Below are 22,300 nucleotides of genomic sequence, written 5' to 3' on the forward strand. Positions count from 1 at the left end.
TCTCACGGGGCGGGTGCGGCGCCCGCGCACCGCAGGGACATCGCCACCAGCTCGGTGACGAGACGGTCGGCGGCGTCGCCCTCCGCGGGCGCGGACAGCGGGTCCACCAGCACCTCGCCGATCGCCCCGGTGAGGGCGGCGGCGGTGACGTCCGGATCCTGATCGGGGAGCAGTCCCGCGGCGATGCCCTCGCGGATCACCTCGGCGAACACCTCGCGGTAGCGGTGCCGGAACAGCAGCCGCTCCTCGCCGACCGCCGGCTCCGCCGGTGCCGCGAGCAGGGCGTGGGCCAGACCGCGGGACTCCATGGCGCGGCGGGCGAAGACGCCGACGCCGAGCGCGAGCCGCTCGACCGGGTCCCCGCTGCCCTCCCTGAGCACCTCGCCGAGTACCTCGACCTCCCGCCCCGACGCGCGCCGGAAGACCTCGACCGCCAGCGCCCCCTTGGAGGGGAAGTGCTGGTAGACCGAGCCGACCGACAACCCGGCCGCGGCGGCGACCGCCGTGACGGAGGCGTTCGCCCAGCCCACGTCGGCGACGACGGCGGTGGCCCGCTCCACCAGGTGCTCCCTGGCGGCGGCGAGGCGGTCCAGCTCGGCGGGCGTCTTGCGGTAGGCCATACAAAGAGTGAACCACCATTCAGAGCTTCATGCCAGACCCCTGGGCAGGGGCGGGAAAGCCAGGTGCGAGGGCGCGTCGACCACCGGCTGGCGGCGCCGGCGAGGGTGTTCGGGGGAGAGTGGTAGAAAGCGCTTCCTATGGGGTTCGGGAGTCGCTAGGGTCGCCGCATGGCACCTGTCACCCTGCTCGTCGTCGGCGCCGGCGACCGCGGAACCGGGCACGCCCGGTGGGCCCTCGACCACCCCGACCGCGCGAGGGTCGTCGCCGTCGCCGAACCGCGTGACGTACGCCGCGCCCGTTTCGCCGAGACGCACGGCATCGCTCCGGGGAACGCCGTCGCCGACTGGAAGGACCTCGTCGTCCGCGGCCGGATCGCCGACGCGGTGCTCATCTGCACGCCCGACCGGCTGCACGTGGAACCGGCCGCGGCCTTCGCCGCCCTCGGCTACCACATCATGCTGGAGAAGCCGATGGCCCTCGACGAGACCGCGTGCCGGGAGATCGTCGCCGCCGTCGAACGGGCCGGGGTGATGCTGGCCGTCGGCCACGTCCTGCGCTACACCCCCTACACGCGCACCCTCAAGCGGCTCGTCGACTCCGGGCGGATCGGCGACATCATCAGCGTCCAGCACCTGGAACCCGTCGGCTTCTGGCACCAGGCGCACTCCTTCGTACGCGGCAACTGGCGCCGCCACGACGAGTCGACGTCCATGCTCATGGCCAAGTCCTGCCACGACCTTGACTGGTTGCAGTACGTCATCGGCAGCCCGCCCGCCCGGGTGTCCAGCTTCGGCCGGCTGTCCCACTTCACCGCGGCCAACCGGCCCGAGGACGCCGCCGACCGCTGTGCGGACTGCTCCGTCGAGGCCGGCTGCCCGTACTCCGCCCGGCGCCTGTACGGCGGCATGCTCGACCGGGGAGAGCACGTCTGGCCGCTCAGCGTCGTCGTGGACGACTTCACGCCCCCCGCGCTCGACGAGGCCCTGCGCACCGGACCGTACGGCCGGTGCGTGTACGCCTGCGACAACGACGTCGTCGACCACCAGGTCGTCGCCATGGAGTTCCCCGGCGGGGCCACCGCCACCTTCACCATGACCGCCTTCACCGAGCTCACCAATCGCCGCACCCGGATCTTCGGCACCCGCGGCGAGCTGACCGGTGACGGCGATACCATCCGCGTGTACGACTTCCTCACCCGCACCGAGGAGACCGTCACGCCCGCCGGGCACGGCGAGATGTCGGCGGCCGGGGGCCATGGCGGAGGCGACGCGGGGCTGATGGACGCCTTCGTCGGGGCCGTCGCCACCGGGGACCGCACGCTCGTGACATCGGGCGCGCGCGACTCCCTCGCCAGTCATCTCGCGGTGCTCGCGGCCGAACGTGCCCGGCACAGCGGCACCGTGGAGCCCGTGCCGGACGTCTCCTGAGCACCTGATCGCGGCGCGGCCGCCGGCTCAGATGCCCCCGCGGGCTCAGGCGCCTCCGCGGGCTCAGGCGCCTCCGGCGGCGAACGGTCCGCCGGTGGTGAACGGTCCGCCGGTGCCGAAGGCCAGTGCGGCGAAACGCTCGCCGATGCGGTGGTGCGTGGCGGCGTCGGGGTGGAGCTGGTCGGGCAGCGGCAGCTCGGCGAAGTCGGCCTCGCCGTACAGGTCGCGGCCGTCGAGATAGTACAGGTTGGGATCGTCGGTCGCCCGCATCTCCACGATGCGGGACAGCTCGTCCCGGATGACATTGAGCGTCAGCTTCCCGGCGGCCCGCTCCGCGGGGTCGCCCACGGCCCGGAAGCGGAGCTTCCCTTCGCTGAGGTCGGTGAAGTCCGCGGCGCTGGGGCCGGGGGTGTCCTCGTGGATGGGGCACAGGACGGGCGAGACGACCAGCAGTGGAGCGGTGGGGTGCCCCTCGCGGATGGTGTCGAGGAAGCCGTGCACCGCCGGCGTGAAGGCGCGCAGTCGCATCACGTCGGTGTTGACCAGGTTGATACCGATCTTGATGCTGATCAGGTCCGCGGGGGTGTCCCGCATGGCACGGGCGGTGAACGGGTCGAGCAGGGCGCTGCCGCCAAGACCGAGGTTGACCAGCTCCACGCCGCCGAGGGAGGCGGCCAGCGCCGGCCAGGTCGAGGTGGGGCCGGCGGCGTCGGAACCGTGGCTGATCGAACTGCCGTGGTGCAGCCACACCTTGCGGCCCCGGTCCGGCACGGCCTCGACGGGGGCGTCGGTGCGCAGGGCGACCAGGTGGGTGACCTCGTTGTACGGCAACCAGATCTCGATGTCCTTCATCCGGTCCGGAAGGCCGGTGAACCGGACGGTGCCGACCGGTCCCGGCCGGGTTTCGGCGGATCCGGTGGCCATGTCCACCATCAGCACGTTGCCGCCGGTCACACTGGACCGGCCGGCCAGGCGGCCGTCGACGAGCAGGTCGTACGCCCCGTCAGGGCGCGGCGGGGCGCCCCGGTAGGCCATCTTGGTGCGGAGCGCGTCCAGTTCGACGGCCGTGGCCCGGGTGCGCAGGACCAGTCGTACGCCGGAGGGCTGCGCCTCCACCATGGCCAGCTGCCCGTTTCCGCACTGTGCGCGGGCCCGGGCGGGGAGCCGGTGCGGCAGCACTCCGTGCTGGGTGCGCTCCAGATCGAGAGCGCCGCGCAGCAGCTCCGCGGTGACGGGCGTGGTGATCCAGTCCGTCGGCCGGTGCGTGCTGGCGGTGTCGGGGAGCTCGTCGTGCTGGTCGTCCATGCGCTCAGCCTGTCAACCGGATTCCCGGTCCGCACCCGGTTTTCGGCCTGCCCGCCATGCGCCGGCTGCGGGCAGTGGCGGACAGGAACCGTCAGCTCCCTGGGGTTCGTCTGAACGTGTTCAATAGTATGGGGTGCGGCGACCTCGCCGAGGAGCCGCACCGGCCGTACGGAGGACAGAGCAACGATGAACATCACGCGTGCGTGCCGTCTCGCCCGGGTCCTGGCAGCGGCGTACATCGCCCTGATTGCGGCGGGCGGTGTCGCCCACGGGCTGGCCGGCGGCCCGGAGAACGGGCCGGAGAGCCTGTACTCCACGCTCTACCTCGCCTCGTGGCCCGGCTCCGTGCTCGTCTTCGTCCTCGTGGTGCTGCCACTGGCCGCCGCGACCGGCGGCTTCGACCCGGACGCCCGGGCCGGGAGCCCTTTCGGCCCCGTGGCCCTTCTCGTCGGCGGAGCACTGCTCAACGTGGGCATGGTGTGGGGCGTCCTGCGCTTCGTCCGGCTCTTCGTGCGCGAGGCCAGCCGAGCCCGCTGACGGACGGCGCACGGCGGCGTACACGGCGGGGCGTACATGGTGGGGCGTACACGACGGTACGGGCCGCCAAGGACATCGGTTCCGTGGGAGAGTTGACCGCTGTGCCGTGGTCGGCGGTCGGCCGGCGCGAAGGGGGAGGCCGTGCGGTTGTCGCGGGACGTCACGGGGTGGGCGTTCCTGGCGGAGGTGGGCGGAGTCCGGCATGCGGGCCTTGCCGTCGGCCTCGCCGGCGTCAGTCCGTTCACGACGGGTGACGGGGCCGGCGGCAGTCTCTTCGCCCGCGCGCGTGCGTGGGGCATGCCGGTGCTTCGTTCGCTCGACGAACTGCCCTTCGGCGCACCTGCCGACCCCCGGTGGTGCGTCGTCCAGGACGCCCGCGGGGCGCTGTGCGTCCGCAGCCCGGACGGAGCGCTCTTCGCGCACGACCTGGACCTGGAGCGGCCGCCCGGCTGGGCCGAGGCGGGGGAGGCCACGGGGTCGGTGCTCCTGGTCGTCTCCCATGTGTTCCCGGCCACGGCCGATCCCCAGGAAGCCCTTGCCTTCGAGACGTGCCAGGGCATGGTGTGCGCCGGCCCGGTGCGCTTCGGCACGCCGTCGCGCGCCGAGGACACGACGCCGACGGTCACGATCACCTTCGATCCCGCGGGTCGGCTGTGGGACCTGGCGAACCTCGTGTGCGAGCGGGTCCTGTCGCCGGCCGAGGCGGCGCGGCGGGCGCGCGAGACGGAACGGATCCGTCGCGGTCTGGCCGAGGGCGGGTACCTCGCGATGTCGGCCGAGGCGATGCTGGACCTGCTGATGCGGGAGGAGTTCGTCGACCACCGCGGCCTGGTGGAACTCGTCCACGTCTACTGGCGGTTGGTCGCGGAGCTCGCCGACGCCTGCGGGGTGGAATCCGCCTGGGGGCGCGCCGCGCTCCGCACCGCCGAGTCGGCCGTACCGCTGGTGGCGGACCGGTGCGAACGCGAGGTGTTCGAGGCGGCGGACGCGGTGGCGACGCGACTGATCGACAGGCTGAGCGATCCCGGCGATCCCGGCGACCCTGGCGGTCCCGGCGACCCTGGAGTTCCCGCCGACCCTGGCGGTCCCGGCGGCCCTGGCGACACGGCGGCCATGCATCAGGCAGGCGCGGAGCTGGAAGCCGCGCTCCTGGCTGCCGCCCGGTTGCGGTTGGCCACCAGGGGCCCGGAGGACTTCGCCGCCGACGCCTACGCCCGCGGGGGGCGGACCACCTGGGCGGCACGGATGGAGGCGGAGCTGTACCGCACGTGGTACACCGACGAGGAGCCCTTGCAGAAGGACTCTCCCCGCCTGGCGACCGAGGCGGTGCACCTGCTGGTACGGGCGCTGCAGCTCGACGGCGGCGTGCAGCTGCCCCGCGTGATGGCATCGCTCGCGCAGAGCCTCGGCGGCGAGCAGGGCAGCGGCCGGGAGGCCGCCGGCGCCGCGCTGCTGCTCCTGCTCGACGCGCCCGTCCTCTCCGAGCCGGATCTCGCGCTGTTCCTGATCAGAGTGGTGGACGGGGCCCCGCCCGAGGCGGCCGACGCCGTTCTCACAGCGGTGTTCGCAAGGCCCTTGGCAGACTTCGTCGCCGACCACGGCAGGGCCGTGACGTCCCGGGTGATCAGCCAGGGGATCAACCTGGCCCGGGAGCGCGCCCACCGGCCGCTGCTGGAGACCGCACTGGACTGGGCGGAGCGCCTCGACATGCGCCCGGACCCCGCGCACCGCAGACAGCTGATCGAGGCCCGGCTGCACGCGCTGCCCGGCGACCCCACCGACTGCTCCACGCTCGACGAGGCACTCTCCCTTGCGGTCCCCGACCACTGGACACCGGCGCAGCGGTCGGCGGCACTGCTCCACATGGCCGCGCACGCCCGCGACCGGCGGCAGCCCGCGCTGGGACTCACCCTGCTCCGCCGGGTGACGGGCAGCGCGAGCGAGGAACTGCGGCTGCTCGCGGGGGATCTGCACCACCAGGCGGCCGAACTGGACCAGCCGATCCCGGGTCCGATGCCGTTCCCGTGGGGCTACTACACGTACGCCGCGCTCTCCTATGCCTCGCTGGGCTTCGAGGACCTGGCCAGAGCCGCCCTGGTGCCGCTGGCGCAGTACCTGGGCAGCCTGCGCGGAGAGGATCTCAAGGGGGCGCTGTACGCGCTCATCGTGGACCTTCCGAACTTCGACACCAGCGGCGCGCCCGAACTCGGCGAGGTGCTGCGCGACCTCATGCACACCGCCGTGTGGCAGATGGCCGCGGAGTACGAGACGCTGCCACCGGTGCTGATGCTCGGACTGCACCAGGCGGGCAAGGGAGCGGAGCTGGGCGCCTGGTCGCGTATCGACGGCCCGCTCGAACTGCCCGTGCACATCCAGCACTTCGTCGGCATGCTGCGCGACCTGGAGGGCCCCGCCGCCGTCGCGGACGCCGCACCGCACCTTCCGGACGGCCTGGATTCCGCACCGGACGTCCCGGATTCGGCATCGGACGTCCCGAACTACGCACCGAACCTCCTGGACGTCCTGGACGTCGACCGCCGTCCCCCCGGCGGCGACGACACCCAGGTCGCCAGGAACCTGCGCCGACGGATCTCCTCCTTCATCGACGTCGAACTGCGCCGCCGCTCCGCCCCGTTCGTCGACGAGCAGCGCCTGTGGGCACACGTGCACGAGCTGCTGGACGACAGGACCGTGCTGCTCACCTGGTTCCTCCCCATGCACGTGCGGGGCGCGGCCGTCCTGCTGGCTGTCACGCGGCAGGGCAGAGCGCTCTTCGTCCACCTCGGGGGCGGTGACGGCGAGAGCCGCGGCAGGCATCCTCTCGCCGACCGGATCGAGGCGATCCGGACGGAGATCCAGCACGACCCGCTCTTCGCCGACGTCACACCGGAAGGCGCCCGGCTCCTGGAGTTCAACGACACCCTGCTCGGCGTCGGCGACCGGTGGGCCGAGTGGCGCGCCCAGGGCAAGGACCGGCTGCTGGTGTGGCCGCACGGAGCCTTGCACTACCTGCCGGTCCCGTTGTGCCGCGCCGGTGGCCGCACGATCGCCGACGACTGGACCGTCACCACCATCGCCGGCCTCGAAGCCCTGGCACCCTCGGCCGCCCCCGCCCCCGCCCCCGCCGCCCCCGCCGCCCCCGTGCGGGAGCGGCGCACTGCCGTGCTCGCCTCGGCCGCGGGCGGTGTCCCCTACGGTCTGCAGGCCGAACCGGAGCTGGAGTCGCACGCGCGGAAGGTCGGCGAGGCCGTGGGCGTGGACGCCGTCACCGGCCCCGAGGCCACCCGGGCCGCACTGCTCGCGGAGCTGTCCACGGCCGACGTGGTCCACATCGCGGTCCACGGGACGATGGACCAGGACGCGCCGTGGATGCAGTGCCTCTACCTCAGCCCGGACGGTGACGACGACGGCCGGGTCTTCGCCCACGACTTCCTCGGAGCCGACCTGCGCGGCGTCCGTCTCGTCACGCTCGCCGCGTGCGAGTCCGCGCTCGGCCGGTTCGACCACGGGGACAACGTGCGCGGCATCCCGTCGGCGCTCGTCGCGGCCGGCGCGCAGGCCGTCGTCGGATGTCTGTGGCCTGTGCGACCGGACCCGGCCACGTACTTCTACGACGACATGCATCGCCGGATCGCCCACGGCGCGGACGCGGTCCAGGCGTTCCGCGACGCCCAACTCGCCACTCGTGTCCGGTATCCCGCATACCGTGACTGGGGAGCGTTCACCTATCTGCAAGGACGGAGCATGGGAGCCGACACATGACCGAGATCCGGATGCACGACGTCGAACTCCTGCCGGAGCGCACGCTCGGCGGTCCCGTGGATGCCGAACCACTTCGCGGCAGGCTCACGTTCGGCTGGGACGTGCTGCCCGGGGACCACGAGGCGGCGCCCGCGGAGTGGCCGGCGTATGTCAAAGCCACGCCGGACCGGGAGTTCAGGCAACTGCTCATGGTGTGTTCGTTCCGCCCGGAGACACCGGAGAGCAGAGGTACGTTCCGCCACGCCTCCCTCGGCATCGCCCTGTCCGTGCCGGACGGCGCGGCACGGCCCGTCGCACGGCTGATCGAGCCGGGGGAGCGCACCCGCTCCCTCGCAAGCACGGGTGGCCTCAACTTCACCGTCAAGGCAGGTGTGCTGGACCTGGGCGTGGAGAAGCCGGCGGGTGCCGAATCGGTGAGGGAGGAGTGGGTCGTCCGCGGCCATGGCGCTTCCCAGCCGAACCCGCAGTGGGAGTTCCGCGGCGTCAGGCGCGTCCCGCTGACCGGCGACCACCCGGTGGCCGCACTGGTGGAGCTTGTGCCGGGGCAGGTCAACACGGCGGAGGTGGTCGTGGCGGCGGAACTGGAACACCGCAGCTGGGGTGTACGCCGCTACCGGGCCCGACTCGAGCGGGAACCGCACTCCATCGTGCTGGCAGGCTGAACGGCCCCCGCGGATCCCCTCCGCGGCGCTTCAGAGGCTGTAGGTGACCACAGCGCGGGCCGGGAAGCGGAAGTCGTCGCCGTGCGTGGGGGAGACCTCGACCATGACGGTGACGCTCGAACCGGTGGTGCTTGTGGAGTGGTAGATCCAGACGGGGCCCCGCAGAGGGGACCCGCACAGGCCCTCGGGGAGCTCGATCTCGTCGTCGGCGTCTCCTTTGGTGCCGTACTCCTCGTCGAACAGGGGCTTGCCTTCCGGGAGGATGCCCGCGCGGTGGAGGTAGTCCGGTATCCGGTTGCTGACGAAGGTGACCTCAGCGCTGCCGTTCCTGGTGACGTAGTGGATGTCGGAGGCACCGGCGGGAATCGGTGCCCCGCCGGCGTGGATCACGCCTGGCAGACGTGTGTCGCTGCCCTCGCAAGCCCGGGCGTCCCCGAACGGATGGAACAACTCGTTCCGGAACAGCCAGACCAGGCCGCCCGCCACCAGGGCGAGGACGGCCACCACGACCACCAGACAGGACAGGCGCCGCCGCAACGCGGAGCCGCCGCCCGCCATTTCGTTCACGTCATCCGCGCTTTCGGCACCCATGACACGCCCCCCTCAGGCTTCCCGCACCGTGTCCTCAGCGTGCCGCAGGAGCAGCATTCACGCCTGAGTGTGCGTACTCATCCTGCATGTCGACCGAGACGGCCTCCTACGCGGTCCGCTCCGGTGCGAGCTCCTCGATCAGGCCCTCGACGAGCTTCCTGATCTCGTCGCGGATCGGCCGTACGGACTCGACGCCCTGGCCGGCCGGGTCGTCCAGGGTCCAGTCCAGGTAGCGCTTGCCCGGGAAGACCGGGCAGGTGTCGCCGCAGCCCATGGTGATGCAGACGTCGGACTCCTTGACCGCGTCGACGGTGAGGATCTTCGGGGTCTCGGCGGAGATGTCGATGCCGACCTCGCGCATCGCCTCGACCGCGGCGGGGTTGACCTGGTCGGCCGGGGCGGAGCCGGCGGAGCGGACCTCGATGCGGTCCCCGGCCAGGTGGCTCAGCCACCCGGCGGCCATCTGGGAACGGCCGGCGTTGTGGACGCAGACGAACAGTACGGAGGGCTTCTCGGCCATCGCGGGTCTCTCTCGTGTCTCGCGGACGGTGTGGTGCCATGTCACGCACGGATATCAGGTACTTCTGACGTCAGTGCCTGGTGGCGTCAGCAGCCACTGATGTGACAGTATCAGCCCATGATGACGTCAGTCGACACTGACCTGATCCGGGTGCTCGCCGACCCGCTCAGGCTGCGGATCGTGACCCTGCTGGCCCGCGAGACGCTGTGCACCACGCACCTCGTGGAGGAGACCGGTGCCCGGCAGACCAACCTCTCCAACCACCTGCGGGTGCTGCGCGAGGCGGGTGTGGTGGACACGGAGCCGTGCGGGAGGTTCACGTACTACCGGCTCCGCCCCGAGGTCATCGAGTCGCTCGCCGGTCAGTTCGCGGACCTCGCGGAGACGGCGCGCGCCGGCGCAGAGGCGAACGTCAAGCGGTCCTGTCCCTGAGCATCCCGCGTCGTCGCGACCGTCCCGACCGCATCGAGGAGTCCTGTTGAGCGCCACTGACGCCGCCCTGCCCGAAACCGCCGCCCGGACCGCGGCGGAGCCCGCCGCAGCCATGGCCACCGAGGTCACATCCGCGCCCGACGCCTCGCCGTCCGGCTCCCCTCGGGCCGCACGAGCCGCCGCCGAACTGGTCGGCACCGCCGCCCTCGTCGCCGTGGTGGTGGGTTCCGGGATCCAGGCGACCGCGCTGACGCAGGATGTCGGCCTCCAGCTCCTGGCCAACTCGATCGCCACCGTCTTCGGCCTCGGCGTCCTCATCGCCCTGCTCGGGCCGGTCTCCGGTGCGCACTTCAACCCCGCCGTCACCCTGGCGGAGTGGTGGACGGCCCGCCGTGGCGGCGCCGGGGTAACCGGCCGTGACGTGGCCGTGTACATACCCGCGCAGACGGTGGGCGCGATCGCGGGTGCGATCCTGGCGGACGCGATGTTCGGCGAGCCGCTGGTGAAGTGGTCCACGCACGATCGCTCGGCGGGCAGTCTGCTGCTGGGGGAGGTCGTCGCCACGGCCGGGCTGATCCTGCTGGTCTTCGGTCTCGCCCGCACCGGCCGGCTGCGCTTCGCGCCGGTCGCGGTCGCCTCGTACATCGGCGCCGCCTACTGGTTCACCTCGTCCACGTCCTTCGCCAACCCGGCCGTGACGGTAGGCCGCGCCTTCACCGACACGTTCGCCGGTATCGCGCCGGGTTCGGTGCCGGGGTTCATCGTCGCCCAGCTCGCCGGCGCCGTCGTCGGCCTGGCGCTGGTGGCGGTCGTCTTCCGCGGAGCCGAGCGGGCGTGCTGATGAGATGAATGCCTGGGGTGGCATTCGTCGAATCAGAGCTCATTGCTGACGGCGACAGCGCGGGCGGACCGGTCGCAGCCGGCTTCAGGCGCGGGCCAGCCGGCTTCAGGCACGGGCGCGGCCCGGATACGGGTCGTAGCAGTCCGGGGCCGGGTGGTAGAGCACATGCCAGGTGCTCGGGTCGACGACGCCACTGCGGGGCAGGCCGTGGCAGCCCTGGATCCAGCGGATCTTGTCGAGCAGACGGCCGTCGAAGACACCGTCCACGGTGAGCTTGGGCGGTTCGCCTCCCCAGCGGTTGCTCAGGCACTGCGCCTGCCGAACAGCCCGGCTGTCCCGGTCCTCCCGGCCCTCCCGTCCGTCGCGGCCGTACCGCAGGACGGGGCGGTCCGCCTTCGGGGCGTAGGAGCATCCTTCTTGCGCAGGCACGGCTGCGGCCTGCGGCGCGGCGGCGCCCAGGGACGCGGCGAGGAACAGCACGGCGCCTCCGGCGATGAGTCTGCGCACCCGCATATGACCTCCCCTTGTCGTCCGTTCGGCCCGGCCGGCTTGCGCGGCACGGAATCCGGAGTACGTGTGCCGCCCATCCTCTCCGGTCCCCGTACGGCCCGCGACTCGACCTCGCGTAAGCCCGGCGGGCGGCCGGGACCGGTCATGTCATCCGCCTATATGGATTACCGTGCCGCTGAAGCATTCCGGCGTGTCGTGTTTTCGGTGTAACCGTCCGGGAAATGCTCGCTGCGGAGAAATTCTCACGAACGAATCTCCGTGCAGGAGAAGGGGTTGGTGAAGGGCTGTGAATCTCGCGCCCCTCGGACATGAATATCAGTCGGGCGAAGAAAGCGACGCCCATGCGCTGCGCCCGGTCCATGAAATCTGCGGCAGGGACCAGCCGTGGCTGACACCGGAAGACGTTCACAACCAGGTGTTCACCACCGTACGTCTGCGTGAAGGCTACGACCTCGGTGAGATCGACGGTTTCCTCGGCCGGGTGGAAGGCACCCTGACGGCCCTCTACCGGGACAATGCGACCCTGCGCGCCGATCTGGAGACCGCCGCACGCGCCGCCGAGCGGGCGGCAGTTCGGGGCGGGGGCGCCGAGCGCATCGTCGCCCTCGCGCAGAAGGTGGCCGACGAGGCCGTTGCCGAGGCGTTCGAGAAGGCCGAGCAGATCGTGAAGGAGGCCGAGACCCGCGCTGCCTCGGTGGAACGGCGGGCTCGTGACCAAGTGGCCGGTATCCAGCGCGAGGTCAGCCACCTCAGCGAGTTCGCGGCCCATTTCCGCGGGCGCCTCCAGACGAGCCTGCGAACGCAGATGCAGGCAGTGGAGGAGCAGCTCAACAGGCTGGACGCCGCCATCGACCCCACACCACCCGCGACAGCGACAGGAACCGGCCGCTATGAGACGCCGGTGACGATGCTTCACCAAGACGGTCCCGACAACTGGCGGGTCGGCGCGCAGCGGGACGGACACCTCACCGACGAACACCGGGCCTGAGCGCCCGGGAGAGCGCCCCGAGTGCTCCGAGTGCTCCGAGTGCTCCGAAAAGGCACCACCGGCGCCGCAGTGGACGGTCCGTCGAGCACCGGCAGGTTCACAGCTTTCAGAGCACAGCTTTCAGAGCAGAGCTTTCACAGCTTTACCCCGAGGAATCTTCGCCGTGATCTCGCCATTCCCGGAAATGAAACACAAGGGTGGTCAACGTGGCGTCGACATATTCGCGATTTCCTGTCCATCTCGGAAATGACGCACTGAACCCGGCCGGTGGAACCCTCGGACAGAATCCCCCCGACACAGGTGCGTGGATCGCGGTCCTGATCATCTGCACCGCCACGCTCATCGGGGCCTGGCTCGCCCGGCGCAACGCGGAACGCATCGGCCTGTGGCTTTCCATCGCCTCGGCGGTCATGCTCGTCACCGCGGTGACGGACATCGTTCCGGACGTGCTGAGGGATTCGCTCGCGACCGGTCTCCCGCTCTGGGCCCCCGCCCTGTCCGCCGCCGCCGGCTTCACCGTGGTCGCGTACTTCACCCGCAAGGGCTGCGGGCACGGCCACGAGCACGGCCCCGAGCACGAGTCCGCACAGCGCCCCGGCCGGCACGCACCCGGGCGTCACAGACGAGTGAGGCAAGCAGTCGGTGCGATCGCCTTCGGCGGCATGGGAACAGCCGCCGCGCTCAGCACTCACCGGGTCGTCGAAGGCGCGACGCTGGCGCTGATCGTCTCGCTGCCGATCATCCTCGCGCTGACCGTCCACTCGGCGAGCGAGGGACTCGCTCTCACCGCCATGCTCGGCGAGGCGAGGGAACGGCTCTCACCCTGGCTGGTGATCTCCGCGCTCAGCCCGGCCGTCGGGGTCGTCGTTGCCACGGTCCGACCGCTGCCGATGACGGTCGTGCCGGTGCTGCTGGCGCTCGTCGGCGGTGTGCTGCTGCGCACCGGGATCGTCGGGCTGAGGCTCGCCGCGAGCAAGCGGAGGTCGGGGGAGCTGCGCCGCCGGCACATGGCGATCTCCATCGTCGCGGCCTCCGCCATCGGAACCCTCATGGTGATGGCCCACTGACGCGGGAGGAAGCAGGATGGGAACCCCTCACGAGCAGCGGCGTCATGCCGGTCATGACCACGCCGGTCATGACCACGCCGGTCATGACCACTCCGGTCACCATCACTCCGGTCACCACCACGAGTTGAGCCCCGACGGAGATCGCCGCTGTCTGACGGCGGCCCTCGTCCTGATCACCGGCTTCATGGCGGTCGAGGTCGTCATCGGCATCACGGCCCGATCCCTCGCCCTGATCTCCGACGCGGGACACATGCTCACCGACGCCGTCTCCCTCGTCCTCGCTCTCGTGGCGATGCGCCTCGCCGCCCGTCCGGCGCGCGGACACCTCACCTACGGGCTCAGACGGGCCGAGATCCTCTCCGCCCAGGTCAACGGAATCACCCTGCTCCTGCTCGGCGCGGTCCTCGCGTACGAGTCCGTACGCCGGCTGATCGCACCACCGGAGGTGGCAGGCGGACCGGTGCTGGCCACGGCGCTGGCCGGCGTCGCCGTCAACGTCGCCGCCGCCTGGCTCATCAGCAAGGCCAACCGTTCCAGTCTCAACGTCGAAGGCGCCTTCCAGCACATCCTCAACGACCTCTGGGCGTTCGTCGGGACGGCGGCGGCCGGTCTGGTCGTGCTGCTCACCGGATTCACCCGGGCCGACGCCCTGGCCTCGCTCGTCGTGGTGGCCCTGATGGTGAAGGCAGGCTACGGACTCGTCCGCGCGTCCTGGACGATCCTCCTCGAGGCGGCGCCGGCAACCCTCGCGCCCGATGCCATCGGCCGCGAACTCGCCGCATCGGACGGGGTCGTGGAGGTCCACGACCTCCATATCTGGACCATCACCTCCGGATATCCGGCGCTGTCCGCGCACGTCCTGGTCGCCGAGGAGTTCGACTGCCACGCCGTCCGGGCCGGACTGCAGCGCCACCTGGCGGCCGGGTACGGCATCGAGCACACCACGCTCCAGGTCGACCACGCCCCTGCCGGCCCCGCGCCGGCCGAGCCCGAGGCGCACTGCGCCGATCCGCACGGTCCCGTCCACCGGGCCATGGCCCCGGGCCGGGGGCATGGATGACGCCGGATCGCGGGTTCGTCCCGTACGCACAGGAGTCGAGCGTGACGGCGACCGCCTGGATGGACAGCCTGTGGGACCCGGGGGCTCGCCTGCTGCGCGCCCCGGCCTCGCTGGCGCCGCACACCCACATGGTCCGCGAGACGATCTGGTACGCCGTGGGGCTGCTCACCCGGGCCGGGACGTCGGACAGAGCGCGCGCCGTCGAGGCGGTCGAGAGGGTACTGGCACACCAGTTCACGCTTCCCGGTCATGTCGGGCACGGCACCTGGCGCCGCTGGCCCGACGAGCAGGACCCGGCTCCCGACGCGGCGGAGTGGCGCGACTACGACCCCAACTGGCGGGAGTTCATCGGCACCGCGCTGCTCCTGGTCCTGCACGAGTTCGAGCCCGACCTGCCCGCCGCGCTGGTCGCACGGATCGACGACGCCCTGACCCTGGCCACGGCCGGCTCCCGGCAGCGCGGGGTGTCGGCGCACTACACCAACATCGCACTGATGGCGGCGTACCTCTACGACGCGGTCGGCGACCGGCACGGCCGGGCCGAGCTGCGCGGGGCAGGAGAGCTCCTGGCCACCGAGGTGCACACCGTGTGGGCGCGGACCGGTGCCTTCCCCGAGTTCAACTCGCCCACGTACTACGGCGTGGACCTCTTCGGTCTCGCCCTGTGGCGCGGCCTCGCGCCCTCGCCCGTCCTGCGCGGACTCGGCGCGGTGATGGAAAGGCGGCTGTGGGAGGAGATCGCCGCCCGCTACCACCCGGACCTGCGCAACATCGCCGGTCCCTACGACCGCACCTACGGGATGGACCTCCAGCGCTACGTCTCGCTGCTCGGGCTGTGGATCCAGCTCGCCACGCGAGGCGCCCAGGCCCCCCTCCCCGCCGGGGGACCCGGCGCCGCGGACCACGCGCACGACTGGTGCTTCGCACCCTGCTTCGCCCTCCTCGCGAGCACACCGCCCGCGGACGTCACCGCGCGGCTCACGGCCTTCTCCGGGCGCCGCCACGTGGCCACGACCGTCACGACAGCACCGCGCAGGGTCGCCACGTCGTGGATCGGCGAACGCCATCTGATCGGCGCCCAGGACGCGGGCGGTTCCCACGACGAGTGGGACGACCAGTCCTGCCCGGTCGCGGTGCACTGGCGGGCACCGGGCACCTCCCACGGCGTCCACTGGCTGAGGGCGGCTCCAGGGACCCCGGTCGACGCCACCGTCGACCGGGAAGGAACCCTGCGGCTCACCCACTACGCCCGCCGGAACCCGGGACGGCCGCTGCGCTTTGTGGCGTATGCACCACGGTCCGCGCCGGACGATGTGACGGCCGGCCACTGGCGGTTGCCCGGCCTGACCGTACGGGTGGAGTCGGCGGCCGGCATCGACGCCGTCACCGCCCACTCGGACGGCCTCCTCCACATCACGTACGCGCCCGTGGACGCGCCGCACGAGGGCGGCACGGAGTTCCTCCTGCGGTTCACCCCGGCCTGAGGCCCTACCCGCGAGCTCAGGCTGCCGCCCGCCAGGCGTCGACGAGTGAACGGACAGACGGGAACCGGTGCTCCGGGGCGGGGAGTTGAGCCGTCGGCTCAGTGGTCGTCGGCGTCGACGTCGGCGCCGGCGTCAGGGGGCAGTGGCCATGGCGTCCCGGCCGGGCGGAGGCCGGGCTTCACCGGGCGAGGTGCCAGCCGGGAGCGAGGCTGTCGAGGAGTGTGCGGAAGGCCGCGTCCGCCCGGTCCCAGTCGCCGTCGGCCAGCGGAGTGACGAGCAGTCCGAGGGCCGTGCCGACCAGGAGGGTCGCCTCGTTCCTGGCACGATCCTCGGGCAGGCCCAGTCCGAGGAAGAGGGGGGCCAGCAGGGCGGCCCACTCCCTCACGGCGTCGTGCGCGACCGGCCCGTACGGCGCGGGGTTCATCAGGCTGGCAGCCATCAGTTCGAAGTAGAGGGGCAGTACGGGGCGGCGGTCCGGCGCGGAGACCCGTCGCCACATCTCTTCGAGGAACCGCCGCAGGGCCTCCGGGTCGTCGACGGGACCGAAGCCGTCGAGCGCGTGACGGAACCGCAGGAGCGGGCGCCGCTCATCGACGGCGAGGGCTTCCGCCACCAGGCGCTCCTTGGTGCCGAAGTAGTAGAGGAGCATGCGGTCGCTGGTGCCCAGCGCCCGGGCCATGGGGCGCAGGGACAGGTCGGCAAGCCCGTGGTGGATCACGTACTCGCGGACGTCGTTGAGCAGAGCGCGCCGTTTGGCGGGGTCGGGTGGCCGCGCCATGGGAACTCCCCGGGGGTGTAGTCAGGTGGTGACCTGTGCGATGTCTGATTGATCCTTTTCCTTACCTTCTTTACCGTAGCACTCGCTACATGTATATTTGTTCGTGTAGCGAGTGCTACATGAACGCTGCGTGACCTCCGCAGCAGGAAAGAGGCTGATCCGCATGGTCGCCCACGCCGATTCAGGGCGCCGTCCCGGCAGGTGGGTTCCCACTGGCGGAGACCGGCCCGACACCGCCCGTGCGCAGCACGGCTGCCGGAGGACGTGGCTCGGACGTTGCATGACCCTGTGGGCGCGCAACGTGGAGCCGCTGCGCCCGCTCGACGCGCCGGCCGCCCGTGCCAGCATCTGGGACGCCTCCTGGCCGATGCCGGACGAGCCGGCCTCGGTCGGCCACGCTCGGCGGCTGGTCGCCGCGCAGCTGAACGCCTGGGGCGTGGCCGATCTCGCCGACCTGGGTGACACCACGGTGCTGCTGACCAGTGAGCTGGTCACCAACGCGCTGCGTCACGCGCCGGGTCCCATGCGGCTCAACCTCCGGATGTCCGGGTCGCGCCTGCGGTGCGAGGTCGAGGACACCAACGACGCCCGCCCCTTCCCTCGTGTCGCCCACGCCGACGCGGAGGGTGGACGCGGCCTGGAGATCCTCGACCTGCTCACCGACGCGTGGGGCAGCCTCACCACGGCGACCGGCAAGACCACGTGGTTCGAACTGATGGTTCCCGTCGCCTGCCCGCGGCAGCCGGACGGCTCCTCCGCTCCGGCGCCCCGGGTCGGGGGCCTCGCCCCGGTCCGTGGGTGAGGCGACCGGCCCCCTTCCCGATGTTGTCGTTGACATCATTGTTGTCGGCGCCTACATTGAAGGGGTCACGTACAGCGCGTCCCCGATGGGCGTGATCCAGGATGACGGACGATGGGCCAGCCATTCATGAAGGGTGTTCTGCGCGAGTGCCTGCGCGACGAGGCGGTGAGCGAGGTCGTGGTGGTCGGGCGCTCGAAGACCGGCGTCGGGCATCCGAAGCTGCGTGAGATCGTCCACGCCGATCTGGCGGAGCTGATGGCGCGGCCGGGCATGCAGGAGGAGCTGTCGGGGTACGACGCGTGCTTCTTCTGTCTCGGGGTCTCCTCGGCGGGCATGACGGAGGAGGCATACCACCGTGTCACCTACGAGTTGACACTGACGGTGGCTCGCGCCCTCTCCGCCTGGAACCCGGACCTCACGTTCGCGTATGTGTCGGGACAGGGGACGGACAGCTCCGAGCGGGGACGGAGTATGTGGGCCCGGGTCAAGGGGAAGACCGAGAACCACTTGCTCCGGCTGCCTGTCGACGCGTACATGTTCCGGCCGGGGTACATCCAGCCGATGCACGGCATCACCTCGAAGACCCCCCTGTACCGGGCCGTTTACGCGGTCGCCGCGCCCCTCTACCCCCTCCTGCGGAGACTTGTGCCGAACCAGGTCACGTCCACCGAGCGGTTGGGACGCGCGATGATCGCCGTCGCGGCGGCCGGAGCACCGCACCGTCTCCTCGGCACGCGGGAGATCAACAACGCCGCGGTCCTGCACACCGCGGTCCTGCCGTGACGGCATCCGACGCTCGGTGCCGGCAGCACCCCCGCCGGTCGGCGGGGGTGCTGCCCGCCGGTCGGTGGGGACGCTCCAGCCGGTCGGCGGGGGGAACAGGGCTCCCTGTGACAGGAGATCGAATCTCAAGTATGTTTCAGTCTTAGCGCTGCTGTGAGTTGTTCGGGCCGACCGGAGAGGTCTTCATCGGCCATCAGAGCAGGCTTCCTTGTGTTCGGTACGGAATTGCTGCAGCAGTGGAAAACCTGCCCGTTCATACCGACTGGAGCGAGCGCCGCCCGGCGCTGAAAATCGGGACGTATCGAGCGGCCGATACCGCAGTTTCCAGGACTGCGCGGGAGAGCCAGGCGATTCCGACGAAGAATCCACACAGTTGTAGTCGCGAACGATGGGTGACCCATGAGTTCGCCTCCTGTGACGGGATCATTGCCGATGGTCCACTGCCTTTCGGCTGCATACCCGACTGCTTCCTCCGGTACGGACGCGTGCCGCACGGACCGGCGCGAGCCGGTAAGTCCTGGAGGGAGTTGTCGTGACGCATTCGGCAACGGCCGGCACCGAGACGCTGCTGGCCGAGGTGCTGGCGGGCGTCCTGCGTGTCGATGTCGACCGGGTTCCGGTGGATGGGCATTTCTTTGCCGATCTGGGCGCGGATTCCCTGGTGATGGCGCAGTTCTGTGCGCGGGTGCGGAAGCGGGATGATCTGCCGGCGGTGTCGATGAAGGATGTCTATCGCCACTCCACGATCGAGAGCCTGGCCGCCGCGTTCACGGACACGGCCCCCACCGCCGGACCCGCCGCCCGCCCGACGGCCACCGCCCACCCCGCCGCCACAGCCACAGCCGGTGGCATGGTGGCCGAGCCGCCGAGCGGGCCGCCGCCCGGGTCCCGTCCGTGGCATTACGCACTGTGCGGAACGGCCCAGTTGCTGACGTTCCTCGGCTTCTCCTGCCTCGGCGCCCTCGTCGCCTTCCGCGGCTACACATGGATCGCGGCGGGCTCCGGGACTGCCGACGTCTATCTCCGGGCGGTCGCGTTCGGCGCGGTGGTCCTCGTCGGGCTGTGCGCCCTTCCTCTCGCGGCCAAGTGGATACTCATCGGCCGCTTCACCCCCCGCAGGATCCCCGTGTGGAGCTTCGCCTATCTGCGCTTCTGGTGGGTCAGGACGCTCATCCGAACCAGCCCCGCGCGCCTGTTCGCCGGGTCGCCGCTGTACGTGCTGTACCTGAGAGCCCTCGGTGCGCACATCGGAAAGGGCGTCAGCATCTTCACGCGCTTCGTCCCGGCCTGCACCGACCTGATCTCCATGGGCGAGCGCACAGTCGTCCGCAAGGACGTGCTCCTGTCCGGCTACCGGGCGCAGGACGGCTGGATCGAGATGGGCCCGGTCACCCTCGGCGCGGACGTGACCCTCGGTGAGCAGGCGGTGCTCGACATCGGCACGTCGATGGGCGACGGATCCCAGCTGGCCCACGCCTCCTCCCTTCATCCGGGGCAGACCGTGCCGCCCGGTGAGGCATGGCACGGCACACCGGCGCGGCCGGCGAGCACCGACTACCGGGCCGTCGAGCCCGTGGAATGCGGCACTCTGCGCAGGGCCCTCTACAGCCTGTGGCGGCTGATGGCCATCGTGCTGGTGTACCTGCCGCTGACGGTGGCCGGTGTGACGCTGGTCCTCACCGCCGCGCCGCAGCTGGATGCGGTGGTGTCCGCCGGGCCGCCGGTCTTCACGAGCCTCGCGTTCTTCCTGGAGGCGCTCGTCGCCTCCCTGGTCGTCTTCGTCGGCGGCCTGCTCGTGGGACTGCTGACGATGAGCACGGTGCCGCGGCTGCTCAGCCTGCTGATCGAGCGGGGCAGGATCTACCCGCTGTACGGCTTCCACTACAGCATCCAGCGGGCGGTCACCCGGATGACCAACTTCAGGTTCTTCACCACGCTGTTCGGGGACAGCTCCGCGATCGTGCACTACCTGCGCACTCTCGGCTACGACCTGTGCCGTTACCGGCAGACCGGGTCGAACTTCGGCCTGCTGGTCAAGTACGACACCCCCTACCTGAGCCAGGTCGGCACGGGAACGATGATCGCCGACGGACTGTCGGTCATCAACGCCGACTTCTCCAGCACGTCGTTCCGCGCCTCCCGGGCCGTGATCGGGGCGAAGAGCTTCCTCGGCAACAACATCGTCTACCCCCCGCGGGCCCGGACCGGCGACAACTGCCTGCTCGCGACGAAGGTCATGGTCCCCATCGAGGGGCCGGTGCGGGAGGGCGTCGGTCTGCTGGGCTCACCCAGCTTCGAGATACCGCGCACCGTTCTCCGCGACAGCAGGCTCGACCATCTGGCCCGCGGCGACGAACTGCGCCGCCGGCTCGCCGCCAAGAACAAGCACAACGCGTCCACCGCCGGCCTGTTCCTGCTGACGCGATGGTTCCACTTCTTTGTGCTCGCCCTCATCGCCATGGCCGCCTTCGATCTCTACCACGCCCTCGGGCCGCTGGTGTTCGCCGTGTCCGGACTGCTCACACTGGCGTTCACCGTCGGCTACTTCGCGCTGGTCGAGCGGGCAGCCATGGGATTCCGCCCGCTCAGGCCGCTGTACTGCTCGATCTACGAACCGGCCTTCTGGGCACACGAACGCTTCTGGAAGCTGGGCGCGATACACCACTACATGCAGGTCTTCAACGGCACCCCGTTCAAGTCCCTGGTCTGGCGGCTGCTGGGCGTCAGGATCGGCCGCCGGGTCTTCGACGACGGTTGCGCGATGGCCGAGCGCACCCTCGTCAGCATCGGGGACGACTGCACCCTCAACGCCGGGACCGTCATCCAGTGCCACTCACAGGAGGACGGCGCCTTCAAGTCCGACCACATCAGCATCGGCGCGAACGTGACCCTCGGCGTCGGCGCGTTCGTGCACTACGGCACCAAGGTCGGCGACGGCGCCCAACTCGCCGCAGACTCCTTCCTGATGAAGGGCGAGGAAGTCCCCTCCGGGTCGCGGTGGAGCGGAAACCCGGCCTCGGAGGCCGAGGCCGAGACCGTGGACGATCCCGAGCACGCCGCGCCACCGCCCGGCCCCGCAGCCGGTCGGTCTCCTCTCCCTTGACCCTGCCGTCAGGAGTGGTTTCGACGAAGCGCGGATCCGCTTGCGGGTACGCTGGCGCGGCGTGGCCGTCACCGCGGAAGGGGACCGACCTCATGCAGCTCGTCTTCGCGGGCCGGGTGATCGAATGGCGCGGGCCGTCGCCTTACTACTTCATCCCCGTGCCGCACGAACAGTCCACCGACATCCGCGAGGTGGCCGCGGCGGCCACGTACGGCTGGGGCGTCATCCCGGTCGAGGCACGGATCGGTGAGGTCGCCTTCGCCACGTCGCTCTTCCCCAAGGACGGCGGCTACCTCCTGCCGCTCAAGAACGCCGTGCGCAAGCCGCAGGGCCTCTCGGTGGGTGACGACGTGACGGTGGAGATGACCGTCCGCCTCTGATCCGTGCCCTCGCCGCCGAAGTGACCGGCACCGTCCCGGCCTTCCCACCGGAGGGAAGCAAGGGCCTGCTCGCGCGGTGAGGCGCTCGAAAACCAGTGGAGCAGCGCCGGTGTGCGCCAATCCGCTCGTTCTCCGCCGTTGCCACGCCTGCGTGTCCGTGCGCTTCCGGGCGAGCGGCAAATTTCGCGTCAACGCGCACCACAAGCTCATCGACGCCTGGCTCCTCGCGCTCTGTACCGCTTGCGGGGAAACGGCAAAGCTCACGGCCCTGGAGCGGACGAATGTGCGCTCCGTACGACCTGAACTGCTCGACCGGCTGCATGACAACGACCCCGGCCTGACAGCCGAACTGCTCCAGCATCCGGTCGTGCAGCGCCGCAATCGCATCGCCCTCGACTGGGACGACGCCTGGCGCCTCGACACCGGCGGAACGGATCACCTGGACCGCGAGGTGATCGACGTCTCGGTCCGGTTTGCGGCACGGATCCCTGTCCGGCCGGTGCGCCTGATCGCTGAAGGGTGCGGTCTTCCGCGGGCCGAGGTCGAGAGGCTGATCACGGAGGGGAAACTCGTTTCGGCGGCTCGGCTGAGCGGCAAGCTCTCCGGCGACTTCACCTTCACGCTCAAGCGCTGAGCCCTCCTCGGGA

At 71.0% G+C, this 22,300-nt stretch carries 21 protein-coding genes; 15 read left to right on the forward strand and 6 right to left on the reverse strand.

Translation table 11 applies throughout. The features are described 5' to 3' along the window. Positions 1-2 precede the first annotated feature (2 nt). A complete protein-coding gene (locus KK483_RS29630; RefSeq protein ID WP_262008280.1) occupies positions 3-620 on the reverse strand; it encodes a TetR/AcrR family transcriptional regulator in 618 nt (205 codons plus the stop codon). Between the two features lie 168 nt (positions 621-788). Here KK483_RS29630 and KK483_RS29635 point away from each other — a divergent pair, with 168 nt between their 5' ends. Beyond that, a complete protein-coding gene (locus KK483_RS29635; RefSeq protein WP_262008281.1) occupies positions 789-2,048 on the forward strand; it encodes a Gfo/Idh/MocA family protein in 1,260 nt (419 codons plus the stop codon). A 63-nt stretch (positions 2,049-2,111) separates the two neighbouring features. On the opposite strand, the gene KK483_RS29640 is transcribed toward KK483_RS29635, so the two are convergent. Next, positions 2,112-3,353, reverse strand: a complete 1,242-nt coding sequence (locus KK483_RS29640; RefSeq protein WP_262008282.1) for a GDSL-type esterase/lipase family protein — start codon at positions 3,351-3,353, stop codon at positions 2,112-2,114. A gap of 186 nt (positions 3,354-3,539) precedes the next feature. On the opposite strand from KK483_RS29640, the gene KK483_RS29645 reads away from it, so the two are divergent. From KK483_RS29645 to KK483_RS29655, 3 genes are all read left to right on the forward strand, one after another. Next, the gene (locus KK483_RS29645) at positions 3,540-3,890 is read left to right on the forward strand and encodes a hypothetical protein (protein WP_262008283.1); all 351 of its coding nucleotides are present in this window, start codon (positions 3,540-3,542) and stop codon (positions 3,888-3,890) included. A gap of 141 nt (positions 3,891-4,031) precedes the next feature. After that, on the forward strand, positions 4,032-7,652 hold the full coding sequence (locus KK483_RS29650) for a CHAT domain-containing protein (protein WP_262008284.1): 3,621 nt from the start codon (positions 4,032-4,034) through the stop codon (positions 7,650-7,652). Beyond that, on the forward strand, positions 7,649-8,314 hold the full coding sequence (locus KK483_RS29655; protein ID WP_262008285.1) for a hypothetical protein: 666 nt from the start codon (positions 7,649-7,651) through the stop codon (positions 8,312-8,314). The genes KK483_RS29650 and KK483_RS29655 overlap by 4 nt, the downstream gene beginning before the upstream one ends. Positions 8,315-8,344: 30 nt before the next feature. Here KK483_RS29655 and KK483_RS29660 read toward each other — a convergent pair whose 3' ends face one another. Further along, a complete protein-coding gene (locus tag KK483_RS29660; RefSeq protein WP_262008286.1) occupies positions 8,345-8,905 on the reverse strand; it encodes a hypothetical protein in 561 nt (186 codons plus the stop codon). Positions 8,906-9,011: 106 nt separating this feature from the next. After that, positions 9,012-9,425 (reverse strand): arsenate reductase ArsC, encoded by a 414-nt coding sequence (locus KK483_RS29665; RefSeq protein WP_262008287.1) that lies wholly within the window; start codon positions 9,423-9,425, stop codon positions 9,012-9,014. A 117-nt stretch (positions 9,426-9,542) separates the two neighbouring features. Between KK483_RS29665 and KK483_RS29670 the strand changes: the two genes are divergently transcribed. Further along, positions 9,543-9,857 carry a helix-turn-helix transcriptional regulator gene (locus tag KK483_RS29670; protein ID WP_262008288.1) on the forward strand — a complete coding sequence of 105 codons (315 nt, stop codon included), beginning with the start codon at positions 9,543-9,545 and terminating at the stop codon, positions 9,855-9,857. A gap of 46 nt (positions 9,858-9,903) precedes the next feature. Further along, positions 9,904-10,698 (forward strand): aquaporin, encoded by a 795-nt coding sequence (locus tag KK483_RS29675; RefSeq protein ID WP_399015312.1) that lies wholly within the window; start codon positions 9,904-9,906, stop codon positions 10,696-10,698. Between the two features lie 105 nt (positions 10,699-10,803). On the opposite strand, the gene KK483_RS29680 is transcribed toward KK483_RS29675, so the two are convergent. Then, positions 10,804-11,211: a peptidoglycan-binding protein gene (locus KK483_RS29680; RefSeq protein ID WP_262008289.1), complete on the reverse strand. Its 408-nt coding sequence runs from the start codon at positions 11,209-11,211 to the stop codon at positions 10,804-10,806. 283 nt (positions 11,212-11,494) lie between these two features. Here KK483_RS29680 and KK483_RS29685 point away from each other — a divergent pair, with 283 nt between their 5' ends. From KK483_RS29685 to KK483_RS29700, 4 genes are all read left to right on the forward strand, one after another. After that, positions 11,495-12,196: a DivIVA domain-containing protein gene (locus KK483_RS29685; RefSeq protein WP_262008290.1), complete on the forward strand. Its 702-nt coding sequence runs from the start codon at positions 11,495-11,497 to the stop codon at positions 12,194-12,196. Between the two features lie 206 nt (positions 12,197-12,402). Next, a complete protein-coding gene (locus KK483_RS29690; protein WP_262008291.1) occupies positions 12,403-13,263 on the forward strand; it encodes a hypothetical protein in 861 nt (286 codons plus the stop codon). A gap of 16 nt (positions 13,264-13,279) precedes the next feature. After that, a complete protein-coding gene (locus tag KK483_RS29695; protein ID WP_262008292.1) occupies positions 13,280-14,323 on the forward strand; it encodes a cation diffusion facilitator family transporter in 1,044 nt (347 codons plus the stop codon). A 41-nt stretch (positions 14,324-14,364) separates the two neighbouring features. Continuing rightward, positions 14,365-15,807, forward strand: a complete 1,443-nt coding sequence (locus KK483_RS29700) for a hypothetical protein (RefSeq protein ID WP_262008293.1) — start codon at positions 14,365-14,367, stop codon at positions 15,805-15,807. Between the two features lie 178 nt (positions 15,808-15,985). Here the strand turns inward: KK483_RS29700 and KK483_RS29705 are convergent, their stop codons facing one another. Further along, the gene (locus KK483_RS29705) at positions 15,986-16,585 is read right to left on the reverse strand and encodes a TetR/AcrR family transcriptional regulator (protein WP_262008294.1); all 600 of its coding nucleotides are present in this window, start codon (positions 16,583-16,585) and stop codon (positions 15,986-15,988) included. Positions 16,586-16,748: 163 nt separating this feature from the next. Here KK483_RS29705 and KK483_RS29710 point away from each other — a divergent pair, with 163 nt between their 5' ends. The 5 genes from KK483_RS29710 to KK483_RS29730 all read left to right on the forward strand — a co-directional run bounded on the left by KK483_RS29710 (position 16,749) and on the right by KK483_RS29730 (position 22,287). Beyond that, entirely contained in the window at positions 16,749-17,387 is a 639-nt protein-coding gene (locus KK483_RS29710; RefSeq protein WP_399016211.1) for an ATP-binding protein, read from the forward strand. A gap of 111 nt (positions 17,388-17,498) precedes the next feature. Then, positions 17,499-18,170 (forward strand): epimerase, encoded by a 672-nt coding sequence (locus KK483_RS29715; RefSeq protein ID WP_262008296.1) that lies wholly within the window; start codon positions 17,499-17,501, stop codon positions 18,168-18,170. 532 nt (positions 18,171-18,702) lie between these two features. After that, positions 18,703-21,273 (forward strand): Pls/PosA family non-ribosomal peptide synthetase, encoded by a 2,571-nt coding sequence (locus tag KK483_RS29720; protein ID WP_262008297.1) that lies wholly within the window; start codon positions 18,703-18,705, stop codon positions 21,271-21,273. Positions 21,274-21,365: 92 nt separating this feature from the next. Continuing rightward, positions 21,366-21,653 carry a DUF1905 domain-containing protein gene (locus tag KK483_RS29725; protein WP_262008298.1) on the forward strand — a complete coding sequence of 96 codons (288 nt, stop codon included), beginning with the start codon at positions 21,366-21,368 and terminating at the stop codon, positions 21,651-21,653. Between the two features lie 109 nt (positions 21,654-21,762). Beyond that, positions 21,763-22,287, forward strand: a complete 525-nt coding sequence (locus tag KK483_RS29730) for a DUF1062 domain-containing protein (RefSeq protein WP_262008299.1) — start codon at positions 21,763-21,765, stop codon at positions 22,285-22,287. The last annotated feature ends 13 nt before the right edge of the window (positions 22,288-22,300 follow it).

The sequence above is a fragment of the Streptomyces sp. FIT100 genome, from assembly GCF_024584805.1.
GTDB lineage: Bacteria > Actinomycetota > Actinomycetes > Streptomycetales > Streptomycetaceae > Streptomyces.